This is a genomic window from Elusimicrobiota bacterium (assembly GCA_040757695.1).
Taxonomy (GTDB): domain Bacteria; phylum Elusimicrobiota; class UBA8919; order UBA8919; family UBA8919; genus JBFLWK01.
In genome coordinates this window covers 1-1089 of sequence record JBFLWK010000257.1, presented here as the reverse complement: position 1 = coordinate 1089, position 1089 = coordinate 1, and the positions used below count along the sequence as shown (strand labels likewise).

1 protein-coding gene is annotated in these 1089 nt (G+C 31.6%); it reads left to right on the top strand.

The genetic code is table 11. The features are described 5' to 3' along the window. Positions 1-127 precede the first annotated feature (127 nt). The gene (locus tag AB1349_14605; protein ID MEW6558557.1) at positions 128-1048 is read left to right on the top strand and encodes a transposase; all 921 of its coding nucleotides are present in this window, start codon (positions 128-130) and stop codon (positions 1046-1048) included. Positions 1049-1089: the final 41 nt, after the last annotated feature.

The following is a 1089-nucleotide window of genomic DNA, read 5'->3' as shown; positions in this document are numbered from 1 at the left end:
AATATATCAATCAACGGAAGTAACCGATATATGATTTTATCTTATACTGAATTTTAAATAAGGTTGCAAAAAATATATGAAACCTCTATTTTAGAAGTGTCCAAACTCCAAAATAGAGGTATATATTATGTTACAAGCAACACACCTTTTTATCAAGCAAATCCTTACTTTCGGTAAATTTCATTCTTCACAAATTCCCAAAAGAGTTTACGCCGAATTACTGACAGAATTTACAAACATCAAGAACAAAGATGTGATTGTAATTCCGGAATTTATAAAGAAATTCTGTAAAAATGGATGGAATTTAATAGCAGATGAAACTATTAATGGCAAGTATGGCCTTAAACATATAACAAGAAAGCTGAAAATTCTCAATAATGGGGGGTATTGCCGTGGATATAAAGTGGTGTTATTTCTTTTGAACAAAGATAATCTAACAATTCCAATTGGGTTTGCTTTTTACCATAAGGAAAGCGGCTCTGTTACGGAACTTACTTTGAAATTTATTGGCAGATTGCGCAATGAGTTTCATGTCAAACCTAAAATCTTTATTGCAGACGGAGCTTACGATGTTAATAAACTGATAAAACGTTTAACCGATTATGGTTGGCCCTGCATTATGAGGTGTAGAAGCAGCAGGAAGTTTAGTAAAACACCTCTCAAAAAATTAATCCCAAGAGGTTTTGGTGAAGTTAAAGGTGAATTGAATAATAAAACAAAAGTCAAAGTTTTTAGGCGCAAAGAGCGTTATTTTATTACTAATAGAATGCTAATGAATATGCAAAAAGCTGTTAAATCATATACTTCCAGATGGAAAGTTGAAGAAAGTTTCAGGTTTTTAAAGAGTTGCATTGGTATAAAACGCTGTCAGCAGCATAGAACAATCTCTCAGGAAATTTTTATTTGGATGTGTTTAATTGCTTTTGCCCATTTCTCTTATCAAGAAAGTATTTCAGAGGTATCTATGTATAAACTCTATGATAATGTCATCTTTGGGATTCAGGATTTTGATTTATCCCTATTGAAAGAGCTTTTCACTATGAGTTAAATTTCAGTGTAAATCAATGTAAACTCATATTGATACGTGTT

What these genes read in the sequence shown, in the direction of transcription:
- AB1349_14605 (MEW6558557.1), top strand. Translation starts at nt 128, where the DNA reads ATGTTACAAGCAACACACCTTTTTATCAAGCAAATCCTTACTTTCGGT.